At 60.7% G+C, this 23,225-nt stretch carries 23 protein-coding genes; 7 read left to right on the top strand and 16 right to left on the bottom strand.

Annotated features, from left to right (window positions below; genetic code table 11):
* Nucleotides 1-192 precede the first annotated feature (192 nt).
* Nucleotides 193-984 carry an SDR family NAD(P)-dependent oxidoreductase gene (locus AC1DE4_RS19745; RefSeq protein ID WP_477882632.1) on the top strand — a complete coding sequence of 264 codons (792 nt, stop codon included), beginning with the start codon at nt 193-195 and terminating at the stop codon, nt 982-984.
* A 193-nt stretch (nt 985-1,177) separates the two neighbouring features.
* On the opposite strand, the gene AC1DE4_RS19740 is transcribed toward AC1DE4_RS19745, so the two are convergent.
* The 3 genes from AC1DE4_RS19740 to AC1DE4_RS19730 form a co-directional block, all read right to left on the bottom strand.
* Nucleotides 1,178-2,497 carry a solute carrier family 23 protein gene (locus tag AC1DE4_RS19740; protein WP_477882630.1) on the bottom strand — a complete coding sequence of 440 codons (1,320 nt, stop codon included), beginning with the start codon at nt 2,495-2,497 and terminating at the stop codon, nt 1,178-1,180.
* Between the two features lie 324 nt (nt 2,498-2,821).
* Nucleotides 2,822-3,790: a DMT family transporter gene (locus AC1DE4_RS19735; RefSeq protein ID WP_113471279.1), complete on the bottom strand. Its 969-nt coding sequence runs from the start codon at nt 3,788-3,790 to the stop codon at nt 2,822-2,824.
* Nucleotides 3,791-4,144: 354 nt separating this feature from the next.
* Nucleotides 4,145-4,408 carry a hypothetical protein gene (locus AC1DE4_RS19730; RefSeq protein WP_409564072.1) on the bottom strand — a complete coding sequence of 88 codons (264 nt, stop codon included), beginning with the start codon at nt 4,406-4,408 and terminating at the stop codon, nt 4,145-4,147.
* Nucleotides 4,409-4,882: 474 nt separating this feature from the next.
* On the opposite strand from AC1DE4_RS19730, the gene AC1DE4_RS19725 reads away from it, so the two are divergent.
* Both AC1DE4_RS19725 and AC1DE4_RS19720 read left to right on the top strand, forming a co-directional pair.
* Nucleotides 4,883-5,620: a response regulator gene (locus tag AC1DE4_RS19725; RefSeq protein ID WP_018117210.1), complete on the top strand. Its 738-nt coding sequence runs from the start codon at nt 4,883-4,885 to the stop codon at nt 5,618-5,620.
* Nucleotides 5,620-6,954, top strand: a complete 1,335-nt coding sequence (locus AC1DE4_RS19720) for a sensor histidine kinase (RefSeq protein WP_113471278.1) — start codon at nt 5,620-5,622, stop codon at nt 6,952-6,954. Before AC1DE4_RS19725 ends, AC1DE4_RS19720 begins: the two co-directional genes overlap by 1 nt.
* A gap of 107 nt (nt 6,955-7,061) precedes the next feature.
* On the opposite strand, the gene AC1DE4_RS19715 is transcribed toward AC1DE4_RS19720, so the two are convergent.
* From AC1DE4_RS19715 to AC1DE4_RS19690, 6 genes are all read right to left on the bottom strand, one after another.
* Nucleotides 7,062-7,478 (bottom strand): organic hydroperoxide resistance protein, encoded by a 417-nt coding sequence (locus AC1DE4_RS19715; protein WP_018117208.1) that lies wholly within the window; start codon nt 7,476-7,478, stop codon nt 7,062-7,064.
* A 336-nt stretch (nt 7,479-7,814) separates the two neighbouring features.
* The gene (locus tag AC1DE4_RS19710; protein ID WP_018857309.1) at nt 7,815-8,867 is read right to left on the bottom strand and encodes an alpha/beta fold hydrolase; all 1,053 of its coding nucleotides are present in this window, start codon (nt 8,865-8,867) and stop codon (nt 7,815-7,817) included.
* Between the two features lie 364 nt (nt 8,868-9,231).
* Nucleotides 9,232-9,864, bottom strand: coding sequence for a maleylacetoacetate isomerase (gene maiA, locus AC1DE4_RS19705; protein ID WP_018857308.1), 633 nt, complete (start codon nt 9,862-9,864; stop codon nt 9,232-9,234).
* 11 nt (nt 9,865-9,875) lie between these two features.
* A complete protein-coding gene (locus AC1DE4_RS19700) occupies nt 9,876-10,085 on the bottom strand; it encodes a hypothetical protein (RefSeq protein WP_018857307.1) in 210 nt (69 codons plus the stop codon).
* Between the two features lie 217 nt (nt 10,086-10,302).
* Entirely contained in the window at nt 10,303-11,043 is a 741-nt protein-coding gene (msrA, locus tag AC1DE4_RS19695) for a peptide-methionine (S)-S-oxide reductase MsrA (RefSeq protein ID WP_018857306.1), read from the bottom strand.
* A gap of 12 nt (nt 11,044-11,055) precedes the next feature.
* A complete protein-coding gene (locus AC1DE4_RS19690; RefSeq protein ID WP_477882627.1) occupies nt 11,056-12,822 on the bottom strand; it encodes a cytochrome c biogenesis protein DipZ in 1,767 nt (588 codons plus the stop codon).
* 336 nt (nt 12,823-13,158) lie between these two features.
* Between AC1DE4_RS19690 and AC1DE4_RS19685 the strand changes: the two genes are divergently transcribed.
* The 3 genes from AC1DE4_RS19685 to AC1DE4_RS19675 all read left to right on the top strand — a co-directional run bounded on the left by AC1DE4_RS19685 (nt 13,159) and on the right by AC1DE4_RS19675 (nt 15,265).
* Nucleotides 13,159-14,091, top strand: a complete 933-nt coding sequence (locus AC1DE4_RS19685; protein ID WP_018117202.1) for a LysR family transcriptional regulator — start codon at nt 13,159-13,161, stop codon at nt 14,089-14,091.
* 140 nt (nt 14,092-14,231) lie between these two features.
* On the top strand, nt 14,232-14,945 hold the full coding sequence (locus AC1DE4_RS19680) for an SDR family NAD(P)-dependent oxidoreductase (protein ID WP_018857304.1): 714 nt from the start codon (nt 14,232-14,234) through the stop codon (nt 14,943-14,945).
* Nucleotides 14,946-15,025: 80 nt separating this feature from the next.
* A complete protein-coding gene (locus AC1DE4_RS19675; protein ID WP_018117200.1) occupies nt 15,026-15,265 on the top strand; it encodes a tautomerase family protein in 240 nt (79 codons plus the stop codon).
* Nucleotides 15,266-15,366: 101 nt separating this feature from the next.
* Here AC1DE4_RS19675 and fabI read toward each other — a convergent pair whose 3' ends face one another.
* The 7 genes from fabI to AC1DE4_RS19640 all read right to left on the bottom strand — a co-directional run bounded on the left by fabI (nt 15,367) and on the right by AC1DE4_RS19640 (nt 22,495).
* Nucleotides 15,367-16,149 carry an enoyl-ACP reductase FabI gene (fabI, locus tag AC1DE4_RS19670; protein WP_018857303.1) on the bottom strand — a complete coding sequence of 261 codons (783 nt, stop codon included), beginning with the start codon at nt 16,147-16,149 and terminating at the stop codon, nt 15,367-15,369.
* Between the two features lie 38 nt (nt 16,150-16,187).
* On the bottom strand, nt 16,188-17,360 hold the full coding sequence (locus AC1DE4_RS19665; protein WP_018857302.1) for an acetate/propionate family kinase: 1,173 nt from the start codon (nt 17,358-17,360) through the stop codon (nt 16,188-16,190).
* A gap of 4 nt (nt 17,361-17,364) precedes the next feature.
* Nucleotides 17,365-18,333 carry a phosphate acetyltransferase gene (locus AC1DE4_RS19660; protein WP_477882624.1) on the bottom strand — a complete coding sequence of 323 codons (969 nt, stop codon included), beginning with the start codon at nt 18,331-18,333 and terminating at the stop codon, nt 17,365-17,367.
* A 31-nt stretch (nt 18,334-18,364) separates the two neighbouring features.
* Nucleotides 18,365-20,614: a DUF3141 domain-containing protein gene (locus AC1DE4_RS19655; protein ID WP_018857300.1), complete on the bottom strand. Its 2,250-nt coding sequence runs from the start codon at nt 20,612-20,614 to the stop codon at nt 18,365-18,367.
* Between the two features lie 380 nt (nt 20,615-20,994).
* Complete coding sequence (locus AC1DE4_RS19650) at nt 20,995-21,327, bottom strand: hypothetical protein (protein WP_477882622.1); 333 nt, start codon at nt 21,325-21,327, stop codon at nt 20,995-20,997.
* Nucleotides 21,328-21,509: 182 nt separating this feature from the next.
* Nucleotides 21,510-21,992 carry a peptide-methionine (R)-S-oxide reductase MsrB gene (gene msrB, locus AC1DE4_RS19645; protein WP_018857299.1) on the bottom strand — a complete coding sequence of 161 codons (483 nt, stop codon included), beginning with the start codon at nt 21,990-21,992 and terminating at the stop codon, nt 21,510-21,512.
* 107 nt (nt 21,993-22,099) lie between these two features.
* Complete coding sequence (locus AC1DE4_RS19640) at nt 22,100-22,495, bottom strand: organic hydroperoxide resistance protein (RefSeq protein WP_018857298.1); 396 nt, start codon at nt 22,493-22,495, stop codon at nt 22,100-22,102.
* Nucleotides 22,496-22,648: 153 nt separating this feature from the next.
* On the opposite strand from AC1DE4_RS19640, the gene AC1DE4_RS19635 reads away from it, so the two are divergent.
* The gene (locus AC1DE4_RS19635) at nt 22,649-23,155 is read left to right on the top strand and encodes a MarR family winged helix-turn-helix transcriptional regulator (RefSeq protein WP_018857297.1); all 507 of its coding nucleotides are present in this window, start codon (nt 22,649-22,651) and stop codon (nt 23,153-23,155) included.
* Nucleotides 23,156-23,225 lie beyond the last annotated feature (70 nt).

Here is a 23,225-nt window from a genome sequence, read left to right as displayed (position 1 = left end):
GAGAATTCGCCGGCCGCCCTTTATGAAGCGATCGACGCCGTAAGGTCTGATTTCTCCTCGGTCCGGAGGTTGCCGCATTCGTGCTGACTGACGATGTTGTGTGAAAGATCGCCGGATCCTCGGCGGTCAGACCGTTGCGAGACTGCAGAACTGACTATACGTTTCGTCATCCAACCTCGACGGGAGCGGAAAATGCAAATTGATCTTACTGGTAAGAGGGCGCTGGTCACAGGATCAACGGAAGGCATCGGCTACGCAATTGCCCGCCAGCTGTCAAGGGCTGGAGCGGATGTCGTTGTCAACGGCCGGTCCGAAGACAAAACCACAAAGGCCGCCGCACGGCTCAAGAGCGAAGGTCCCGGTGGCAAAGTCAAGTCTGCTGCCGCCGACCTCTCAACCGCCGAGGGGTGTGCAGCGCTTGTCGCCCAAATTCCTCAGGTAGACATCCTGATTAACAACGCGGGCATCTTCCAGCCAATCGACTTTTTCGACGCCGAGGACGAGGTCTGGGATCGACACTGGCAGGTCAACGTCATGTCCACCGTCAGGCTCTCCCGCGCCTATCTCCCAGGCATGCAGAAGTTAAACTGGGGCCGCGTGATATTCCTGGCCTCCGAATCCGGTTTCAACATTCCGGTCGAGATGATCCACTATGGCGTCAGCAAGACCGCCGACATCGCGGTTGCCCGTGGTCTCGCCAAGCGCATGGCCGGCACGGGCATCACAGTGAACTCCGTCCTCCCTGGGCCCACGCTTTCCGAAGGCGTAGAAACGATGCTTGCCGAAGAGCAAGCTAGAACCGGACTGCCGCTGGAGGAGGTCGCTGCCGCCTTCGTCAAGCAGCATCGCAGCAGCTCGATCATTCAACGTGCCGCCACCGTCGAGGAAGTCGCCAACTTGGTGACCTATCTTGCGTCGCCGTTCGCTTCCGCGACCACGGGCGCGTCCGTTCGCGTGGACGGTGGGGTCATCGACACTCTCTGACAGCAGACTTTTGCCGGGTTCGACCGGCCTGGAGCCACTACTCGGGAAGAGCAGCTCTCACGCCGGTGAACCGCGACTCCATGGTCGTTGATCTCTGCGTGCCGCGCCTCCGATGGCTGCCTCGTGGCAGCCGGCAGAGCGCAGAGCAGGACGCAAAGGCGCGGGAACTCGTCCCGCGCGATGGCGACGGGCGCTAAGCGTTCTGGTCTGACCCCTTGGGCAGGTTCGCCCATCCGAGTGCGTGGTAGAGGATAATCGCTCCGATCGTCGCGGTACCAATTCCGTCAAGCGTAAATCCCCCGACCGCGAGCTTGAAGTTGCCCGCACCCAGCACAAGCGCGACGCCAACCGTGATGAGGTTGCGCGGCTCGGCGAAGTCGACCTTGTTCTCGACCCATATGCGGCCTGCAGTCGCCGCGATGAGACCGAAAACGACGATCGAAAGCCCGCCGATAACAGGTCCGGGGATCGTCTGGATAAGGGCGCCGAATTTCGGCGAGAACCCGAGCAGGATGGCGACCGCGGCCGCAACGAGGAAGACGAGCGTGGAGAAGATGCGCGTTACCGCCATCACCCCCATGTTTTCGGCATAGGTCGTCATGCCGGTACCGCCGAAGGCACCCGAAACCATGGTCGCGATACCGTCGCCGATGAAGGCGCGGCCGAGATAGGGGTCGAGATTGCGCCCCGTCATTGCCCCGATTGCTTTGATGTGCCCAAGATTTTCGGCAATGAGGATAACGACGACTGGGGCGATCAGCGTGATCGCGGAGCCGGAAAAGACCGGCGCCGTGAAGTGAGGCCAACCGAACCAAGGGGCCGCCGCGACGCCGGAAAAATTGATCGGCGCGCCGTGGCCCAAACCGTTCGCGACAAAGAAATAGGCGAGATAGGCGAGCGCGCCGCCGAGAAGAATCGGCAGGCGGCGGGCAATGCCCGGCGCGTAGACGGCGGCGAACGTCAGAATTGCGACCCAGCGCGAGAGCTGGTCGCCCTCAGGGTTGGCAGGGCCAATGCCCGAGGCGCTGGATATGGCGATCGGCGCGAGCACAAGCCCGATTGCGGCGACGATTGCGCCGGTGAGGACTGGTGGCATTAGCCGTTCAATCCAGCGATGACCGGCGAGCGCGACCGCGACGCCRATCAGCGCATAAATCGCCCCCGCGGCGATGATGCCACCGAGCGCCAGCGCGATGTTCGGGTTGGGTGCCCCGGCGACCGCCCCCGTTGCAGCAAGAACGGGACCGATGAAGGCGAAGGACGAGCCGAGATAGCTCGGCACGCGCCCGCCTACGGCGACAAAGAAAATCAACGTCGAAAGGCCGGAAAACAGAATCGAGACGTTGGGGTCGAAACCCATGATTATCGGAGCAAGCACCGTTGAGCCAAACATTGCCACGACATGCTGGAGGCCCAGCACCATCGTCTGCCCTGTGGGCAGCCGCTCGTCGGGCAGAATGCGCCCCTCCGTCTTCAGCCGCCAACGCGGAAAATAGCCATTTGTGTCGCGCATCGCTCGCCCCGTTCCGTTCGATTTCGCCAAGCGACCTTGAAGAATTTTGAGATGGGTCGGAGGCGCTAAATAGAGTTATCGGTCATCCGAATACTCAACCGTCGCTAGGCTTAGACTTCTTGTACCGGCTTACCCGATGCTTCGATACTGATATCGGCCGCCGCTGTCATGGGGTCGGAACACTTTCCCACAACATCGACCCGCTGAATGATTCAGGCGAGGAATAAGCTGTCGGACAATACCTGTCGGCCGAATGACCGCTTGCGGTGCATCCCGGCCGAAGCTGTCTTTTGGGCGAGCGTCGACCACCTGGCGGCAGAGCACTCATTCCGATGCCAGCACCGGATTGCCCGGTCGAAACTGTGTTTCGTAGAAGATCCGGACTGACAGGACTACCCCAGCAATAAGAATGGCGACTCCTGCGGTTTCTACAGCGCTCGGCCATCGCACATGGACTGCCAGCCCGCCGATGACACCAAACGCGGTTTCCGAAACGATCAATTGCGCGGCCAGTGCGACAGGCAAGTTTCTTGAGGCAATGTTCCAGGCCCACACGCCGCATACCGTTGCCAGTAGTGCGAACGATACGCCCCAAACATAGAGCGAGCCGGCGGAATGCCAGCCGAAGCCGAGCTTGGGAAGCTGGAAGAGACCCATTGCAGCTCCGGCCGGGTAGAAGGCAAGCATCAAGACGCCTCCACCGACGAGAATAAGAGCGGACCACACACCAGATGGCATGTCAGGCCGGGCGGCCAGTGCGGCCTGGTTGGAAATCGCGAACCAGACCCACAACGCGACCGCTGCAAGCGCCAATGGAACGCCGATCCAGAATGAACGGACAGAATCCAATCCTTCGGCCGTGAATACCGTACCATTGACCAACATTAGACCGACCAGGACCAACATGAGGGGCATCAGCAGAAACCGCCATGGCAATGATGCCTGCCGTTGATTGCCGATGACCATCAGAGCGATTGGAACCAGACCAAGAAAGGCGGGAGCAATTACTGGCCCCGCAAAAATGGCAGCTCCCGTTACCGTCAGGAAGTAACCGACATAGCCAATGAAGGAGAGCCAGATCGTGGAAAGCACGTTTCGGAGCGTGAGATATTGTACCGCCCCCTTATTCGAAAACAGAACGCACAAGCCGACCAATGCGGAGGCTACATGGCGGACAAGGGCAAAATCAAGGGTCGAATAGCCACCAATTATGAAGGGCACAACGAAGTTGAGCGAAAAGGCAAAAGCCGCGAAGAGTGCGGCAAGTACGCCTATGTAGAAGCCTTTTTCCATCGTCCTGCCCTCTGGTCTTCCAAACACCGGTACATCCTTGGCTGCTGCCCTGTCGACGATCTTCCAAAATCGGCGTTGAGCAACCGAGCGTTTGCGCGCGCGTTGGACTTGCCCAACATCGCGTCGGATTAGAGCGGCCGAATGTATACGGCGTGTGTTTGTTGAGCGTCGATTTGTACCGGAATGTACCTTAGGTCGCGGGTGCCGAGGTGCCGACGTATTCCAGGACGAAGGGCAAATTGACTTATCTGGCGCGATCCGGACGTGATTGATCTTCTGCAGCCAGCCGGATTCGCCAAACGAACCTCAAAGTTTTCCCGAGGGTCGATCGGGGCATGGGCTCTCAGCCCTGCCTTACCTTCTGCTCCAGGCCAAGAACGGCCGATAGTGTCGCTGGACTATAAGCAGAGTTCGATCGGGCTGGATGACATAGATCTCCTCGACCTCACGCCCCGTCTGATCCGTGAACGTATGGGGGAACGAAGAGCCGATCGGCGCCTTTGTCAGCTTCGTTCGAGGCTGGCCGCCATAGGTTATGCTGCCGGGAATAGGCGCATATCCTTCCCCCGAATAGGAAACCGACGTGACCGCGCAACCCGCAACAAGAACTGCCATCATCGCCGCCGCTACTATTTGGATCATCCTCAGGCCCCCAGGTTATAGTCAGATTCTCGCACATGTAGTCACCGCCGATCAATGGTGTACCTTATTTCTCGATGTGTTTGTCGCAGAAAGCGATCGGACGCTTGAGGCTGCCTAAGGCCTGAGCGATCCAGATTGTTTGCTCTGCTGCTGCATAGGCGCAATGCGCCCCTCGCACCCAGAACCGCGGAAATGTTCGCCCTGGCGTGACCGCCATCTCAATGCGAACGGCGCGCCGCGAGCAGCTTGTCACCGGACAGCTGCCGGCCCAATGCCATCGGAATGAACAAAACGATTTCCATGACTTATCGGAGGAATTCAAGGTGTGGACATTGTATCGCAATGTATCCAAAGATCCGTTGGATACAGAGACATGCAAGCCCGCAGGCCGTAAACATACGGCGGATACATCAGGGGCGTCGCTAGCAGTGCAATAATGGAGATCGCGCGATGGAGCACATCGACCACATCCTGATCGTCGATGACGATCGCGAAATCAGGGAGCTCGTGTCGAGCTACCTGAAGAAAAACGGCCTGCGTGTCACCGCCGTCGCCGACGGCCGGCAAATGCGCGCATTCCTCGACGCGAACTCGGTCGATCTCATCATCCTCGATGTCATGATGCCCGGCGACGATGGCCTCGTTCTGAGCCGCGAGTTGCGGGCCGGACGACACAAGGCCGTTCCGATCGTCATGCTGACAGCGCGCACCGACGAGATGGATCGCATCATCGGTCTCGAGATGGGCGCAGACGACTACCTGGCCAAACCATTTTCGGCACGCGAATTGTTGGCGCGCATCAAGGCCGTGCTCCGGCGTACCCGCATGCTGCCGCCCAATCTGCAGGTGTCGGAAGCCGGCCAACTGCTGAGCTTCGGCAAGTGGAAGCTCGATACGACAGCACGCCATCTTGTCGATTCCGACGGAACGGTCATCGCACTCAGCGGCGCCGAATATCGCCTTCTGCGCGTCTTTATCGACCACCCCCAACGGGTGCTGAACCGCGATCAGCTTCTCAACCTGACACAGGGCCGCGACGCCGAGCTTTTCGACCGCTCGATCGACCTTCTGGTCAGCCGTGTCCGCCAGCGGCTTGGCGACGATGCCCGCGAACCGACCTACATCAAGACCGTCCGCAGCGAAGGCTATGTCTTCTCCATGCCGATCGAGATCACCGAGGCCCGCTGATGGCGACGCACGCCCTTCTGAATGGATTTCGTCTGTGGCCGCGCACCCTCGGAGCGCGGCTATTTCTTATTCTGCTTGCGGGCCTGGCGGTCGCCCATGCCATGTCGTTCACCGTGCTGTTTTTCGAGCGCTACACGGCCGCCAGATCGGTGATGTTCAACACCCTCGAAAACGATGTTTCGACCTCGATCGCCATCCTCGATCGCCTCCCGCCAGACGAGCGCGCCGACTGGCTCGATCGCCTTGACCGGGGAAGCTACAGGTTTGTTCTGGGGCCGGGCCTGCCAGGAAAACCGGCGCTCGATGCACGCGGCACCGAATTTGCCGCCAAGGTACGGGCGGCGATCGGGCCGAAATTTCCGATCACGGTCGAAACCATCCCCGGTCCGAATTTCCGCCTTCAGGCGCATCTCGCCCTCAGCGATGGAACGCCCCTGACGATAGACGTCAATCCCGCGGGCATTATGCCCCTCGCCGACTGGCTGCCCTATGTACTCGCCGCGCAACTGGCTTTGTTGGTCCTCTGCAGCTGGTTTGCCGTGCGTCAGGCCATTCGTCCTCTCGTCAATCTCGCAAAAGCGGCTGACACACTTGATCCGAACGTGAAGGCCCTTCGCCTGAGTGAGACGGGACCAAGCGAAGTCGCCTATGCCGCAACCGCCTTCAACGCAATGCGCGAGCGCATCGCTCAATATCTAGAGGAGCGCGTCCAGATACTTGCAGCCATATCGCATGATCTGCAGACGCCGATCACGCGCATGAAGCTCCGGGCAGAAATGGCCGAGGATTTCGGCGATCGGGACAAGTTGATGCAGGATCTCGGCGAGATCGAACGTCTCGTCAAGGAAGGCGTCGCCTATGCTCGTAGCGCCCACGGCAATGTCGAAAAACCTTCGCGCATCGACTTGTCCTCGTTCATCGAGAGCCTTGTCTACGACTACCAGGACACCGGCAAGGCCGTTGCTATCAAGGAGATGAGCGGCGGCGCGATCATGACGCGGCCGCATGCCTTGAGGCGCGTTTTGACCAACCTCATCGACAATGCACTGAAGTTCGGCGGCAGCGCCGAGATCGAGGTGAAACGCCGCTCCGATGAGGGCATCGTGATCAGCGTGCTCGATCACGGCCCCGGCATTCCGGATGATCAGTTGGAAGCCGTCCTCAAGCCTTTCTTCCGGCTGGAACAGTCGCGCAATCGCGACACCGGCGGAACCGGACTTGGCCTTGCTATTGCCGTGCAGCTGGCCGCGGCAATCGGTGGGTCGCTGACGCTGCGCAACCGCGACGGCGGTGGCCTCGTGGCGGAAATCGCCATCAACAAAACCGCGGCTTAACCCGCCGCCGGGCACACTCTCCAATAAAAAGAGCGGCAGCCGTGACGGCTGCCGCTCCTCAACATCACACACCCGATCTGACGGGGAGGACCGTTTTTCTTATCTCGTCAGACGAGGTTTATGGTGACGTTGATATTGCCGCGTGTTGCCTTGGAATACGGGCAGGTCTGGTGTGCCGCGTCGACAATGGCCCGCGCAGTTTCCTGATCAATGCCCGGCAGGCTGACGTTGAGGCGTGCCTGAAGAGAGTAGCCGCCGGTGCTGCTGCAAAGGTCCACCTCGGTATCAACCGCAAGGTTGGCCGGAAGCGCGACCTTCAGGCTGCCGGCGGCAAAGCCCATTGCGCCAATGAAGCAGGCCGACCAGCCGGCGGCAAAAAGCTGCTCGGGGTTCGTCCCCTGCCCCGTGCTGCCCGGCGAGGACAGCTTGACGTCAAGGCGACCGTCGGAGCTGTGCGATGCTCCATCGCGGCCGCCGGTCGTGTGTGTCTTACCAGTGTAGATGACTTTCTGGTTCTCACTCATACTGTTCTTCCTTTCGACGAAATGGACGCCGCCGAGGCCCGATTGCCTCGCTTGCGGTCGAACACAGATGGCGCTCCGCACGTGTCTGGAATGTTTCGCCGTCACGCTGAAATGTAACCAACTCCCCCACAGACGTGGGGCCGATACACTGCGATACGAACCACAGGCGAAAGGCCGATATCTCAACCAATTGCCGGACGCAGATTGCGACTGATGAGATCGCTTCACACGCGTACCCATGAAAAAACCCGGCGTGAACGCCGAAAACGCTCTCCGCCAGGTTCAGAATTCCAAAGGCCAAACCGGAAAAGCCGCGGCTATCCACCGGTAGAGCGATCAGAACCGGTCGACGTCGACCACGGCCTGTGCAAAGGCTTGAGGCGCTTCTTGCGGCAGATTGTGACCAATGCCGCCGGTGATCAGCCGATGCTCATACTTGCCCGAGAACTTCTTGGCATAGGCCTCCGGCTGCGGATGAGGCGCACCATTGGCGTCACCTTCTAACGTAATTGTCGGCACGCCGATAAACGGGAACTTGGCAAGCTGTGCTTCGAACTTGTCATACTTCCGCTCGCCCTTGGCCGCACTGATACGCCAGCGGTAGTTGTGAATGGTGATGTCGACGTGATCGGGATTTTCAAAGGCGGCGGCGCTGCGGTTGAAGGTTGCGTCGTCGAAATTCCACTTGGGGGACGCGAGTTGCCAGATGAGCTTGGCAAACTCGCTCCGGTATTGCTCATAGCCTTTGCGACCGCGTTCGGTCGCGAAGTAGAACTGATACCACCAGGCTAGCTCCGCCTTCGGCGGTAGCGGCGCCTTGTTGGCTTCCTGGCTGCCAATGAGGTAACCGCTGACGGAAACCAGGGCCTTGCAGCGCTGCGGCCAAAGCGCCGCGATGATGTCGGCCGTCCGAGCGCCCCAGTCGCAACCGGCGATCAGCGCCTTCTCGATCTTCAGGACATCCATGAACGCCACGATATCGGCAGCAATCGCAGCCTGCTGACCGTTGCGCATCGTCTTGTCGGAGAGGAAACGCGTAGTGCCGTAGCCACGCAGATAAGGCACGATGACGCGATAGCCGGCGGCGGCCAGCAGTGGCGCGACGTCGACATAGGTGTGGATGTCATAGGGCCAGCCATGCAGGAGAATGACCGGAGGCGCGTCGCTCGCTCCAAGTTCGGCGTAGCCGACGTTAAGCATGCCTGCATCGATCTGCTTGATTGTGCCGAACGACGTGTTGGTGCCTGGCGCGATGGCAGGAATGCGGGCAGCAGCCGGCGTCGCCGCCTGGGCAAGGCTCGTCCCGATGCCCCCTAATTGTGCGGCTGCGACGGTCAGTGCCGCCACGCCCATGAACCGCCGCCGTTGTTGATTGACTTCCTCTGCCATCGCTACTCTCCAGACTTTGTTAAAGACACCGATATTAAGCATGATCGATGTGTATCGTTTGTGTGTCCGCTGGCTGGAATTGAAACCCAATGTAGATACGTTTGTTGAGAGATACATTGGTATACATTGCACTGCTTTTGTCCGCTCCCAGCACAACCTACAACAACTCACGCGCGCGAAAATCAGCAAGGCCGGGCCAACGCGTGACCCGACCTCGAGGGCTGAAGCACCCAGCGGTTGAATATCCTAGATTCCCTGTGCGGACGACCCGATGTGGCGACAATCAAGCGGCGCGGCATTCGGCCGCACTGCGAGCCATCAAGGCTAAGAATCCGGCAGCGGTACTGGTTGAACAGCAAGGATCTCAGCTTCGGGGCGCCGGACCATTGTCGGCAAAGGCGGGGATCTCTCGAAGCCTGGCGACAACCGCTGCAATTCGGGGCCACTGGTCGAGCGGAAGCCCAGTCCGCTCCGCATTGATCGCCTGTGGGAAGAGGCAGATGTCGGCCATCGACGGCGCATCGCCGGCTACATACTGACCTGTCTGCCGCCGCGCGAGCAATTCTTCCACTGCCGTCAGGCCGACACGGATCCAGTGGCGGCTCCATTCCGCGATGTCCTCGGCCTTGACGCCGATCGTTCCCAGGTGCGCGGCCACCCGGGGCGGAAGAAGCGGATGGATATCCGCGGCTATCGCCAGGGCGACGGTCCGCGCAAAGGCGCGATCTTCAAGCTTGCCGGGCAGGAGTGGAGGTTCGGGGTAACGCTCGTCGAGATATTCGATGATGGCGAGAGACTGCGTCAGCAATACGCCTTCATCCGTCAGCAAAGCCGGAACGAGCCCCTGCGGATTGAGTTGCAGATACTCCGGCTTCCGGTTGAGTGCATCCGGCCCAAGAATTCCGATCGCCTCGCGCTCGACGTCCAGACCCTTCAGCGCAAGTGCGATCCTGACACGGGACGCAGCCGACGAGATCTTGTCCTGGAAGAGTTTCATTGTTGATTTCCTCAATAGTTCGCGTGTTGGAGCAATAGGTTATCAGACGTCACGAAGGAAGCCTTTGCAATCTGCGCGGGCTCCTGCGAGCCGGCATCCGCCGCCGGCGACAACAGCGAGAACAGTGCCGCGATCGGGGGCGGCTCGCCCGGAGCGCTATCCCAGGCGCATGGCACAGCTGCCAACGCAAGCACGGCATAAGTGATGACCAGTATGCGCATTTTTTCTCTCTCCTCGATTGCTCGGTCTGTTCGGGCCAGCGGCCGAAAAACTCAGATTGCTCGTCAGCGGGTTGAATTCAGCGTGACGGCAGCGCGTATCGTGAATGTGTTCGAATGTGCTGAGAACTGTACCTCTGTGTAAGGCTCGGGATCGGGCGGAACCCGATCCGATCTGTATTGACCATTCCTGGCCACGCGCCGCGTCGCGCGGCTAGCGTCAGCGTGACTGGTCCGCGACGAGCACTGGTCGCTCGCGATACTGCTCCGGGAAAAGCCGCTTCAGAGCTTCGATCTTCGGCTGCTCGTAGATGTAGACATAGGGCTGGCTGGGATTGTTGTAGACGTAGTCCTGATGAAAGGCCTCGGCGCGATAGAACGTTTTCCCAACTTCGATCGACGTCGCAATCGGGCGACCGAACGCGCCTTCCTTGCCGAGTTGCGCGATGTAGTCGGAGGCGACCTTGGCCTGCTCGTCGTTCAGCGGAAAGATCGCCGACCTATATTGCTTGCCGACGTCAGGCCCTTGCTGATCCACCTGTGTCGGATCGTGAACCACAGAGAAGAAGATCTGCAGCAACTGGCCGTAGGTGACTTGCTTCGGATTGTAGACGATCTCCACGGCTTCAGCATGACCGGTCTGCCCTGTCTCGGTCATCTCGTAGGTTGCGGTCGAGGCACTTCCGCCGGCATACCCCGCCGTGGCACTCACGACGCCGGCAACGTGCTGAAACGCACCTTGGACGCCCCAGAAGCAACCGCCGGCAAGCACCAGCGATTGCTTTCCGGGCGTCGCTGCCACGTCATGCAGAGCCGGAGGAACGTGCTTGGCTTCCTCGGGCTTCGAACCGCCATTCAAACTCAGCGCCACGCCGCCGCCACCGATCACCGCCAGCGCCACAAGGCCGAGGCGTGCAATGGCGCGGAATGAGGCCGAAGGGTCTTTCCGTCGATTTTTCATTGTTCTGCCCTTTCATCCGAAGGTAAAGACGAATGCCTCGACACCAGGATCGAGGAAGCGGATCTCGAACGTCCGTTCCCGAACCTCTCCCGATTGTCGCACCAGTTGATAGAGCCGGGTTTCCGAAACGGTACCGTTTCCCTCAGCGTCGATATCCGAACCGTGGTCCGCGCCGGGCGCCACGCCATCCACCTTCACCTGAAAGCGGATCTTCTTGCCGTCAGCGCCTGGCCCAAGCACGAGGTGCAAATCCCGTGCGCTGAACCGATAGGTGATGCCGCCGCCGGCCTGATCCAGCGAGGCCTGCTCACCGCCCACGGTCCACTTGCCTGTCAGACCCCATTCGTTGAGATCGGGCTTTCCCACCGTATAGTCGCGTGCAGCGTCTGCTCCGACGCCTTCCGGTGAGATGAAGTTGGCGGCGCGGAGGTAGCCGATATAGGATTCGCCGGATTGCAGCTGCGCGAAGTCGGGCGCCGCCTCGGCGCCCTTGGCATCGAGCGTGACGGTAGCTGCGTCGACCTTCTTGCTTCCAGCGGCTTCCGCCAGCAAGTCCTGGATCACCCGTTCGGACTGTTCGTAGTCTCCCTCGCCGAACTGGGTGTGCCGGATCTGGCCCTTGGCATCGATGAAGTAGTGGGCGGGCCAGTAGTTGTTGGCGAATGACCGCCAGATCTTGAAGTCGTTGTCGATCGCAACGGGATAGCCAATCTGGAACTTGTCGATCGCCTGACGGACGTTATCAACACGCTTCTCGAAGGCAAATTCGGGCGAATGGACTCCGATCACGACGAGGCCCTGATCCCGGTACTTCTCTGCCCAGGCCCGAACGTAGGGGATCGTCCGGATGCAGTTGATGCAGGAGTAGGTCCAGAAATCGACCAGAACGACCTTGCCGCGCAATTCTTCAGCCGTAAGCGGCTTCGAATTCAACCATTCCACGGCACCGTCAAGCGACACGAAGCGGCCGAGCACAGGCAGATCGCTTTGGTATCCCTTGCGCGCATCGTTCGCGGCGAGCTGCATCGCACTGCCCGACGGCTTTCCGGCCGTATCGCTTGCGTTATGCAGCCTGTCGAGCAACGACTGCTCGATGCGGGTACTACTCGCATAGGAAAGGCGCGACAACAGGCCGGTATCGAACCCGAGCGCAATTGCCGTGACACCGGCCAGCACGGCGATGCCAAGCGCCTGCCGCAGACGTTCCCCAATGCCGAGCGATCGCTTCATCGCGGCAAAGACCTTCTCCCCGGCAAGGACAGCCATTGCTAGCGAGGTAGCAGCACCCGCAGCGTAGGCCGTCAGCAGGAGCGTCGTCTGAACGTTTGCCCCTTGCAGTGCGGCGCCAGTCAGGACGAGCCCGAGGATCGGACCGGCGCAGGGCGCCCAGAGAAGGCCGGTTGCGACGCCGAGAAGGAAGGACGTGCCCACGCTCCCCTTCTTGCCGCTCGCCTGCTGTGACAGGCGGCTGCCCAGGGCCACCGCGGGCCGCGTTACCACCGCGGCGATACGCGGCGAAAGCAGCGTCACGCCAAAGCCGGCGATCAGGGCGACGGCAGCGTATCGACCAATTTCGTTGGCATGCACAGCCCAGCTTCCGCCGACCGCAGCAAGCGTTGCCACGCCGGCAAAGGTCACGATCATACCGAGTAACATCGGCAGGATGCTTCGTGTAAACGGCTGACCTGCCCGCGACAGGACGAATGGCAGGACCGGGAGAATGCAAGGGCTGACGATGGTCAGCGCCCCTGCGAGATAAGCAATCAGGAATAGGATCATGTCGTCATCCCCTGCAGTTGACCGATGCTCACACACTGGTCGTTGATGGTGCCTGCATAGGACCGGTCCGAAGTATCCCGGATGTGTCGCATTCCCCCCGAATTGTATCAGAATGCAAGCGACCTCAGCAGCCGCCGATCAACGGCGAAAGCCGCCCAACTTGGCCCGCGCCAATTGCCAAATGGCGGTAGTCACTTCCCGCTGCCAATCTCCTTGCGCCACTTGGATTGGTATACTTACCAGAAGCCAGTTGCTCCCGGCCCATGCGTATTTACTTCCCACCGACTTCGGGTGAATACTCGCCGCCGAACAATCACTATTCCGCGAGGCGGCAGAATGGATCGCATCGACGCAATGAAGGTGTTTGTGACGGCAATTGACGAGGGCAGTCTCGCCGGAGCCGCCCGTAATCTCAAACGATCGCCAACGGCAGTCAGCCGCGCTCTGAGCTTCCTGGAGGCGCATGTCGGTGTCGAACTGCTCCACCGGACGACCCGGACGCTGAAGCTGAGCGAGGCAGGTCAACGGTATGCGGCGGCCTGTCGGCGTGTGCTGGTGGATCTCGAGGAAGCCGACATGCTTGCCGGCGGCGAGCGCGCGGCACCGCGCGGAACGCTGACAATTTCGGCGCCGCCGATCCTGGGAGAAGAGGTGTTGCGCCCCATAGTGGACGACTTCCTCGAACTTCACCCGACGGTCTCTGTCCGGTTTCTTATGCTGGATCGGTTGGTGAACCTGGTTGATGAGGGCGTCGACCTTACCGTGCGCATTGGTCACCTGCCGGACTCCTCGCATGTCTCCACCCGTCTCGGTGGCGACGTGCGACGCGTCGTCGTCGCCTCCCCTCGCTATCTGGCCAACCATCCTCGTATCGTCGAACCCGCCGACCTGGCGAAACATCAGATTGTCGCGTTCAGCAACTTCGGCCTGGATTCCTGGAGCTTCACGCCGGCGAAGGGCTCGTCCATTCCGCGCACGGTTCACTTCACACCGCGCTGCATCGTCAACAGCGTTCGTGCAGCAGCGGCATCCGCTGCTGCAGGCGGCGGCTTGACGAGGCTCTACTCCTACCATGTGGCATCTTATGTGCGCGATGAACGCCTGAAGATCGTGCTCGCCGACGCCGAACACCCGCCACTTCCGGTGCACCTGCTCGCGCCGCAGGGCCGGATGTCGGTGCCGAAGGTTCGCGCCTTTGTCGATTTCGCGACACCTCGCCTCCGTTCCGAATTCGCGAATATGGCAGCGGCAGCAGGCACTCTCGCCTGATTATGCCGACATTCGGTTGATTGTTGTCCGAACAGCGACAATTCTCTCAAATGTCGAATGGATCTAAATAAATTGCACCAACGCCGAGGGCGGAGGGCGGCCTCACCTGAAACGGCCGCGGCAATTGAAAGGATCACATCATGAGCACGCAACAGAAGGTCGCCATCATCACCGGCGCATCGCAAGGCATCGGCGCAGAATTGGTGCGGGCCTACCGCGACCGGAACTATCGCGTCGTCGCCACCTCCCGGTCGATCAAGCCCAGCGTCGATGCGGACATTATTGACGTCGCAGGCGATATCGGCAAACCGGAGACCGCGGAGCGGATCGTGCGCGAAACGCTCGAGCGCTTCGGCCGCATCGACACACTGGTGAACAATGCAGGCGTTTTCCTGGCCAAGCCGTTCGTCGAAATGACCCAGGAAGACTACGACCATAACCTCGGTGTCAATGTGGCTGGTTTCTTCCACATCACCCAGCGCGCCGCCACGGAGATGCTGAAGCACGGTTCGGGGCACATCGTCAACATTACCACCAGCCTCGTCGACCAGCCAATCGCTGGCGTGCCCTCTGTGCTTGCTTCCCTGACCAAGGGCGGTCTGAACGCGGCCACCCGGTCGCTGGCGATGGAGTTCTCGAAGAGCGGCATTCGTGTAAACGCGGTTTCTCCAGGGATTATCAAGACGCCGATGCACGCGGTTGAAAAGCACTCGGCACTGGCCGGGCTGAATCCGGTCGGCCGCATGGGCGACATTCGCGATGTCGTCGACGCCGTTCTCTATCTGGAGACCGCGGGCTTCATCACCGGCGAGATTCTCCATGTCGACGGCGGCTCGAACGCAGGCCGCTGGTAGCCAGCACTATGGAGCGGCTGCGCTGCAACAGCGCGACTGCCGTCAATGACGCAACCAACCCTCTTTCATTGGAGACGGAAATGCCTATCGTCACTGTACAGGTTACCCGCGAAGGAACCACGCCTGATCGCAATTCGGTCACGGCCGAAGAGAAGGCCGCAATCATCGAGGGCGTCAGCCAGGTTCTGCTCGACGTCCTCAACAAGCCGCTTGAATCGACCTATGTGGTGATCGAAGAAGTCGATCTCGACAATTGGGGCTGGGGCGGTCTGCCGACCGTGCAATACCGCAAACAGCGCGCCGCGGCAGCCAAATCCTGACACTCTCCGAAACCTCGACCGAACCCGTCGCTCGCACTCTGAGCGTCGGGTTCGGCTTGTTTTAGCGACGATACTTCCGATGGCGCCGCCCCTTGTCGGGATCAATCTATGATGTGATAGCCGCCATCGATGTAGATGGTATCGCCCGTCATCAATCGCGCCGCGTCATGCGCCAAGAAGGCAGTCGCCATGCCGACATCGTCAATCGATACGAGGCTGCGCGCCGGGGCCGTTTCCTGGGCCTTGTTCAGGAGTTCGTCGAACTCGGGAATGCCCGAGGCTGCCCGCGTTGCCAGCGGGCCCGGCGAGATCGCATGCACGCGGATGCCTTTGGGTCCGAGTTCCGCGGCAATGTACCGAACGGCGCTTTCCAGCGCCGCCTTGGCGACCCCCATGACGTTGTAGTTCTTCACGACCATCTGGCTGCCGTAGTAGGTCATCGTGAACAGGCTGCCGCCGCGTTTCATCAGCGGTTCGGCAAGATGCGCCATGCGAATGAACGACCAGCAGGAAATGTCCATCGTCTTCAAAAACCCCTCCTGCGGCACATCCACGACGCGTCCCTGCAGCGTATCCTTCGGCGAAAAGGCGATCGAATGCACGAGAAAATCGAGTTCGCCCCATTGCTCCGCGACGCGGTCGAACACCGCCTCCAATTGTCCCGGGACCGCGACGTCGAGCGGCATGAAGATCGGCGCTTTCAGCGCCTCGGCCAGTGGCTCGACATGAGGCCTGGCCTTGTCGTTGAGATAGGTCACTGCAAGCTCCGCGCCCAAGGCGCGAAATGACCTTGCGCAACCCCAGGCAATCGACTGGTCATTGGCAATGCCGACCACCAGTCCGCGCTTTCCTTCGAGAAGCTTGGCCTTTACCTCGGGAATCATGTCAGCCCTCTCTTCAGCTCAATAGGTGTGGCAGGCGCCTATGCAGCGATAAGCGCGAACGTATGCCGTGCGATCATCAGTTCCTCGTCGGTCGGCACCACATAAAGAGCGACCTTGCTGTCGTCGCTCGAGACGAGCAACTCACTGGCCTCGTTTCGTGCTGGGTCGAGCGACGCTCCAAGCCAGCCAAGTTTTTTGGCAATCCGGGCGCGCATCACCGCTGAATTTTCACCGACACCCGCCGTAAACACGAAGGCGTCCAGCCCGCCGAGGGCCGCAACCAGCGCGCCGGCATTGAGGCCGATGCGATGCACGAAATGGTCGAGCGCGAGCCTCGCGCCGGCGTCGTCGCTGGCAAGCAGGTCGCGCACGTCGTTGCTGATGCCGGAAAGCCCCTTGAAGCCCGACTCCTTGTAGAGGAGATCCTGCAACTGCGGTGCCGTCATTCCATGCTGCTGGAGCAGGTAGAGAAGTACACCAGGATCGATCTGCCCGCATCGCGTGCCCATCGGCAACCCGTCGAGCGCCGTGAATCCGAGCGTGCTCTCGACGCTTAGCCCCTTATACAGCGCGCACATGGATGCGCCGCTCCCGAGATGCGCGACGATGACCCGTCCGTTGCCAACGTCAGGCGCGATCTCGGCCAGGCGTCCGGCCACATATTCGTAGGACAGCCCGTGAAAACCATAGCGCCGGATACCCTCGTCGAAATAGTGCGCCGGAATGGCATAGTGGTCCGTCATTGGGTCATGGCCGCGATGAAAGGCGGTGTCGAAGCAGGCGACCTGTGCAAGCTGCGGCTGGCGTTCCAGCAACACACGGATCGGCGCGAGGTTGTTGGGCTGGTGCAAGGGCGCCAGCGGCGTGTATTGCTCCAATTCGCGGAGCAACTCCTCATTGATGCGCGCTGGACGTGAATGGTTCGGACCGCCATGAACAACCCGGTGGCCGACAGCAACCAACCGGCCCTGCTGCCTCTGACGCAACCACTCCCCCACCAGCCGCATCGCCGCCGGCAGATCGGGAACGGTTTCGGGTGGATGATTTTCGTTCTCCAGCCGCTCGCCGCCGGCGCTCTTGACGGTCAGGTGCGGCGCGGTGCCGATCCCCTCCATCTGCCCCTTGATCAGCCGCTCCAACGAGTCCGCGACCGAAAATACCTCGAACTTCAGGCTGGACGAACCGGCATTCACGACGAGGATGGTGTCCATGGCCTCAACCACCCTGTATCGGTGCCGTGCGGCGGCGCGCATCGGCAAGCAAGACGCCGACGGCGCAAGAGGCAAGACGGGCCCGCACCGAATCTGCCCGCGATGTCAGGATGATCGGCACGCGCGCACCGAGCACGATGCCAGCTGCATCTGCCCTTGCCAGGAAGGTGAGGTTCTTCGCCAACATGTTGCCGGCTTCCAGATTGGGAACGACGAGGATTTCGGCGTGGCCGGCAACCGGAGAGTGGATACCCTTTATCCTCGCCGCTTCCGGGTCGATTGCATTGTCGAAGGCAAGCGGTCCGTCGAGAATACCGCCGGTAATCTGTCCGCGCTCGGCCATCTTGCAGAGCGCGGCGGCGTCGATTGTCGAAGGGATCTTCGACGTGACCGTCTCGACGGCCGAAAGGATCGCCACCCGCGGCGTGCCAAGGCCGATCTGCGTGAAAAGGTCGATGGCGTTCTGGATAATGTCCCGCTTGGCGTCGAGATCCGGCGCGATGTTGATGGCTGCGTCGGTGATGAAGAGCGTTTCCGCATGATGCGGGACGTCCATGACGAAGACATGGCTGATCCGCCGCGCTGTCCTCAGTCCTGTGGCTGATGAGGTCACGGCCCGCATGAGCTCGTCCGTGTGCAGGCTGCCCTTCATCAGCAGTTCAGCACCGCCTTCGCGGATGATTTCCACTGCCTTTGCCGCGGCCGCGTCGCTGTGCGGCGTGTCGATCAGTTCGAACGGCGAGATATCGAGGCCGTGCGATTTTGCGACCGCACGCACCTTTTCCACCGGCCCGACAAGGATCGGATGCATCAGCCCGACCTCGGCTGCTTCGACAGCGCCGCGCAGCGACGTCTCATCGCAAGGATGGACGACGACCGTTCGCATCCGCGGAACCTGCTTTGCTTTAGCGATCAGCCGCTCGTATTTCTCATGACCCTCGGCTTCTTCCCTGGCGTTGTTCAGATCCGGCATCTGCGTCTGCTCCATGTTGAAAAGACCGGGTTCAAGCCCCGCGTCTGACAGCCTTGACCGGGGTGGGCTTCATCGGCGGCGTTACGGGCTCGGCGACGGTCTCGCTGCCAACGTCGAAGAGCCCGATGATCCTCTGCCACCGCTTCTCGGCTTCTTCCGAAAGCGGACCCCGCGCATTCAGAACCTGCCGAAGCGAATCCAATGCTTGGCGGCGAACGCCCTCCTCCGCCGGCAGCAGGCGGGGGATCGCGTTCACGGCGTCTTCCTCATCGATCAGCAGCATGAAGAACTGATCGCGGATTAACGCCTTGAATTCGCTGAGCGTCATTGCCGGCATTCCGTCCTCGGCGCGCCGCATCCGGCGGATGGCGGCAAAGCCACGCTCATCGGCTGCGCCACTCGCCATCGCGACGTAAAGCAGGCTGCGCGCCATGCCCTCCCGAAGCCCGCCGTTGCCGATTTGCGCCTTGAGTTCCTCGATCCTCGCCTTGAGCATCTGGACATGCATGCCGGTCTTGGCCGCGCGCCGATGTGGCGTTGCATCGGACGGATCGATACCGACAGCCGCCTGCAGCAGCGGAGACCCATAAACAGTGAGAAAGGTCGCCTCACTCAGCGCCTCCATCCCCTCGCGCCAGGCGTCCAGCCCCGCTACCATCTGGCGCGAGACGGCCTGCTCCATGGCCAGAAACGGATTGTCCGCAGGAACCGGACGACGTTCGTCCGCCACCTCGACAGCGAGATCCGCAATCGGCGCCATCCAGGGATTAACGTCGGAGAAGAGCTCATATTGCAGCCGCAGCGGGTGCGTTGCCCGCAATTGTTCCGCCGCCCAGTCGGGCACCATGGCGCGGACGAAAGGCTGGAGGAACGTCTTGTAGAGCGACAGGTTGATGTCCGAGACCTTTGCGACGGTCGCAAAGCGGCGATCGTCCTCGGCGTCATTGCAACCGAGCTCACGGATATCGTCGAGCGTTCTTGCCTCGCATCGCATGATCCAATCGCCCTCGACCAGGTCTCCGCCGATGGTCTCGTCTGTCCTTGCTTCGAAGGTCGCTTCGTAGAGACCGGGCGGCAGCGCATCGATCAGGTCGATATTGCTGGAGAACTCGCCGTGCTCCTTGCGGGCAACGCTCGCAGACACGAAGATCCCGAGATGGCCGATCGTTTCATGTACCGTGTAGACGATCGTCTGCCCGTGCGAACGTATCTCGTTCACATCGTCGTAGAGGTCCAGCACCCAGCCGAGCGCCTGCGCGGGCGGCGTGATGTTGTCCCCTTTCGAGCAGAAGACGACGATCGGCGCGCGAATATTGCGTAGGTCGATCGCCTCGCCATTCGATGTCTTTATGCGGCCCGCCGCCAGATTATTGCCGACGAAGAGCTCGTCCACGATGAATTGGATCTCTTCGGCATTCAGGCTGACGTGCCCGCCCCACCACTCTTCGAAGCCGAGATAGCGCGGCGCCTCGGTGTCGATCTTGGAGTAGAGGTTGTACTGCTTGGTCCAGAGCGTGTTGGCCGGGTTCTGGTTCTCGAAATTCTGCACCAGCCATACGCCGTCGAACTGCCCGTGTCCGAGGTCGCTGGTAAGCGCCGTCAGCCAGCTGCCGCCGAGCAACCCACCCGAGTAGCGCATCGGGTATTTGCCGCGTTCGCCGGCCCAATAGGACAGCGGCGCGCCGGCAATGATGACCGAGCCGAACAGTTCCGGGCGCATGGCGGCCAGCATCATGACGGCCCATCCGGCCTGGCAATTTCCAATCACACAGGGCTTGGCGTCCGCCTGAGGATGCAGGGAAATCACCTTTACAAGAAAAGCAGCCTCGGCCTGCGCAATGTCTTCGATCGTCTGCCCCGGCACTGGCTGTGGGAGGAAGCCGATGAAATAGCAAGGATGCCCAGCCTTGAGCGCGACACCGATCTCGCTGTCCGCCTTGAAGCCGCCGATGCCGGGCCCGTGTCCGGCTCTCGGATCGACGACAACGAACGGCCGGCGCGTGTCGTCAACCTCGATCCCCTTGGGCGGGACGATCCGAACCAGCGCGTAGTTGACGGGTCTCGGGAGGGAACGTCCATCAATGACGATCTCCGGCGTGAAGCTCAGTACATGCGGCGCCGTCGCTTCGGCGTGAGCCCGATATTGGTTGCCGCGCTTTCGCATGACATCCCAGAACAGCACGCTGCGCTGCGTGGCATCCATGGCATAGTCGAAAAAGAAGCCCGCAGGACCGAAGTGAGTGGCGAAATCAGCTGTCGGAAGATACGAAGGGTACCGCATGCCAAATCTCCTCGTTCACCCTCTCGGCGAGAGGTCAAAGACTTATGCTCGGAGTGTATTCGCGATCTGCGTCTGCACTGTGAATAGTTAACCGCACCGTCATTCATGCGCTTTGTTCGCACATGCAGCATAAGTCCATTCGGTCCACGGCACCAACGTATTTTACGGTAGCATACGGAATTCGACGCAGGTCGGGCGAGACCGCGATGGAGCGACGTGCAAAACGACCGCAGCGCGTCACGAAGATTATTTGCTGCCCCAACATCAGGTCACAAGCATTTTATAGGCTGGCAGCATGGCTACAGCGTTACCCAGCCTGAGGAACCGTCGCGCTCAATTACCTCGAGGGACCGGCGTCCGGTCAACGGTCGTGGTTAACCTCAGCGCCTGGGTTGGCTCGGTTGCAGATCCTGAAAGCCGATCTCAGGACATCCTCGAATGTTGGCAAAGGTGATATCGCGGCGTTCACCCCACTCGGTCAGCCCTCTCAGCGTCACGACGTTCTCGTCGCGATAGACCAGGTCAGTCCGACGGATACCTGCTCGCCGTGCCCTGTTTTGCGCTTGGCTGACGTTGCAGGTGCCTTCCGATGGCGACACTTGCCAGGTGCTCGTCCCTCTGCCGTCGGATTGCCAGCCGCCTGACTGAGCTGAGGCCACCGACGGCGCTAAAGCGACGAGGATCGTCAAGGTCTTGTGGAAGGCGGCTTTCATGATCCCTACCCCGGTTGCACTGCGCTTGAGCACTCAGGGCCAAGATAGACGGACCTGCGCATAGCGCAATCACCAGTGGGCGGACCCGCGCTCCATTTGCTCGCAAATGAAGGTGAAGTCGTGCGCCAGCGTTAATAACCGCCTAACGCTGGCGCCGATCGTCTGAGTTATCGAACCCGCAACTACCGCGCAAGCTCGCCCTCGGGACGACCGCGTCCAAGCTTGTCAGGGAGCGGCTGCCCTTTCGGCGTGAACTCGAGCGACCCTGAATTTATGCAGAAGCGCTCGCCTGTCGGAGGCGGGCCGTCGAGAAAGACGTGCCCCTGATGCGCGCCGCAGCGTGCGCAAACGATCTCTGTTCTGACCATGCCGTAGCGGGTATCGCGAATGCGCCGCAGGTGATCCTTGGCGGCAGGCGCAGTGAAGCTCGGCCAGCCTGTCCCGCTTTCGAATTTGGAAACGGCCTTGAACAGGGGAAGACCGCAGAGGCGGCAAGTATAGAGCCCCTCGCGTCGCTCGTGGAGGAAGACGCCACAAAACGGCGCCTCCTCGCCATGCTCCAAGAGCAGATGACGGTCGTCCTCACTGAGATCCGCCACAAGCTGCTGCATCTGTTCTTGTGTGGGAGGGGTGAGATCGAACTGCAATTCGACGACATCACGCATTCCTGTTTCTCCTTGGGTGCTCCGGCGGATTGCCGGAACGTCACATGAGTTTACCTCAGCAGGGCCGGCGCCGATGTAGCGCTGCGCCGGGCGCGTTCTTCATCCGTTCAGATGAGATTGAGCGCCACGTCGATATTGCCGCGCGTTGCCTTGGAGTACGGGCAGATCTCGTGCGCTGCGTGGATCAGTTCCTCTGCGACATCTCGGTCGATGCCCTGCAGGCTGACGTTGAGCCGCGCGCGCAGAAAAAAGGATCCGCCGTCGGCGTTCAGATCGATTTCCGTGTCGATCTCGGGCTCGACGGGCAGCTTGATCTTTCTCTGGGCTGCAGCGAGCTCGATGGCGCCAATGAAACAAGCAGACCATGCGGCGCCAAAAAGGCGTTCGGCAGCCGGGTGCGGCTGCGACAGGCGAAGATCCAGCTCGCCATCGCTGCTGCGTGTGAAACCGTCGCGACCACCCTTGTTATGGGTCTTGCCGGTAAAGAGGAGCTTCTCAGTCATCGTAAAATCCTTTCGGGTCAGCTTTTCATTCGCATCCGCTTTAATCGAATGCGATCTAAATATGTTGCTCGAAAGGTGTCGTCAATACCATTGCGATTTAATCGGATGCGATTTATATAGAGAGAAGCGAAAAGCAACCGAGTAGGATCTCCCATGTCCGCATCCAAAACCGCCAAAACCCTGGAGACAGAGGCGCCCGTTTCCGGCGAGGCCGACAGCAAGAACAACAAGCTTTCGAACTTCCTATGCTTCGCGGTCTATTCCGCAAACCTGGCCTTCGGCCGTGCGTACAAGCCGATCCTGGACCAGCTGAACCTGACCTACACTCAATACATCGCGCTGGTTGCCCTCTCCGATAAAGACGACCAGACGGTCGGAACACTGGGCGAAAAGCTATTCCTGGAATCGAACACGCTGACCCCCATGCTCAAAAAACTTGAATCTCTGGGCTATATCCGCCGCAAACGCGATCCCGCTGATGAGCGGCAGGTACGATTGAGCCTGACGGCGGCTGGACGCGACCTTGTCGCTGCGGATCCCGGCGCGCCACTGGTCGATGCGACCGGCCTCGGAGAGGACTTCCCAGTCGTGCAGAAATCCGTGGTACGCCTGCGCAACAACCTCCTGAAGGCAACGCAGGACGGATCGGCAAAGGATTGATCTCTACTGCGCCCGTGAGCGTCGATGTATTCGGCGCTCCGCCGCCTCAGGTGCAGATGCCACCAAGGAG

The sequence above is a fragment of the Rhizobium sp. 10N414 genome, from assembly GCF_056394785.1.
This window is presented reverse-complemented; position numbering and strand designations above follow the sequence as displayed.